The sequence below is a fragment of the Kitasatospora sp. NPDC093558 genome (assembly GCF_040683475.1).
GTDB lineage: Bacteria > Actinomycetota > Actinomycetes > Streptomycetales > Streptomycetaceae > Kitasatospora.
The window spans coordinates 1-1,631 of record NZ_JBFBDY010001057.1 but is presented as its reverse complement, the minus strand read 5'-3'; the positions used below and the strand labels follow the sequence as shown (position 1 = coordinate 1,631).

At 75.3% G+C, this 1,631-nt stretch carries 1 protein-coding gene; it reads right to left on the bottom strand.

From position 1 onward, the window contains the following. On the bottom strand, positions 1–1,420 hold a 1,420-nt coding region (locus tag AB0O00_RS38415), incomplete at its 3' end, for an MFS transporter (RefSeq protein WP_363659322.1). Between the last annotated feature and the right edge of the window lie 211 nt (positions 1,421–1,631).

Sequence of the window (1,631 nt, the reverse complement as noted above, 5' to 3'; positions counted from 1 at the left end):
CCAGCAGCGCGGCGGTGACGACGAACGCCCGGTCGTAGCCGGCCGCGAGCGCCGCCGGAGCGGAGTCACCGGCCGCCGCCGCGTGCCGCGTCGCCGCGACGGCGAGGGTGGAGAGCACGGCGAGTCCGATGCTCCCGCCGCACTGGCGCCCGGCGTTGAGCAGTCCGCTGACCAGCCCGGCCTCGCGCGGGTCGACGCCCGAGGTGCCCATCGCGGTGTTGGCGACCATGCAGATCCCGACGCCGACGCTCGCCACCACCGACGGCCCGACGAACGCCGTCAGGTACCCGGACGAGACGCCGAGCCCGCTGAACCACAGCATCCCGAGCCCGGCCAGCACCAGCCCGCCGGTGAGCGTCGCCCGCCCGCCGAAGCGGGCGCCGAGCCGGCCGGCCGCCATGCTGCCCGCCATCGTCCCGGCGCAGAACGGCAGGAACGCGGCGCCGGCCGCGAGCGGCCCGTAGTGCAGCACGTTCTGCAGGTGCAGGGAGCAGAAGTAGAAGCCGACCAGCATCGCCGCGCCGATCAGCGTGACGATCAGGCTCGCGACCCATGCCGTCCGCACCCGCAGCACACCGAGCCGCACGATCGGCGCGGACGCGAATCGCGCCTCCCAGCCGACGAACGCGAGGCCGAGCAGCGCGGCGGCCCCCAGGGTGACGAGGGTCCGGGCCGAGTCCCACGGGTGCCGGTCGGTCGCCATCAGCCCGTACACGAGGACGCTCATCGCCCCCGTGCCGAGGACGGCGCCGAGCACGTCGAGCCGTCCGGCGCGCGGCGGACGGGCGGTGGCGACGGTGCGCGTCGCGAGGGCGGCGGCCACCAGGACGAGCGGGGCGTTCACGAAGAACACCCAGCGCCAGTCGAGCAGATCGGTCAGCACCCCGCCGAGCAGAACGCCGAGCGCGCTGCCACCCGCCGTCACCATCGACCAGACGCCCAGTGCGCGGGCGCGGGCGGCGCCCTCGGTGAAGGTGACCATGATCAGGGTCAGGCTGATCGGGGCGAGGACGGCGCTCGCGACGCCCTGTCCGGCGCGCGCGGCGATCAGCTGCGCGGGCGTCTGCGCGAACCCGCCGAGCACCGACGCCGCACCGAACAGGACCAGTCCTGCGAGCAGCGCCCGGCGGTGACCGGCGAGGTCGGCGACCCGGCCGCCGAGCAGGAGCAGGCCACCGAACGCGAGCGCATAGGCGTTGACCACCCACGGCAGCGCGCCGTCGGCGAAGCCGAGGGAGCCGCCCATGGCGGGCAGCGCGATGTTCACGATGCTGGCGTCGAGCGTGACCATCAGCTGGCACAGGCACGCGGTGGCGAGGACGAGCGAGGTGCGCCGGCCGGGCGGCGCTGCGGCGGAGCCGGGGCCGGTCGTGGTGCCTGACGCGGTGGCCGGAGACGGGGAGAGGGCTGATTCGGGCACGGCGACCTCCGAATGCGAACGTTGTTCGCGTAAGGTAAGCCTTACTTGCTCGGGCTCGCAAGCGCGCAGGTCGGCGGGCCCGCCCGGCGTGGCAGGATGACGGGATGCCAGAGCAGGAGCCGCCGGAGCAGGTGACGCCGGAGCGGAAGACATCGGGGCAGGAGGCGTCCGCGCACGGATCGCCGCGAGCCGGGGCACCCGCGCCCGCCGC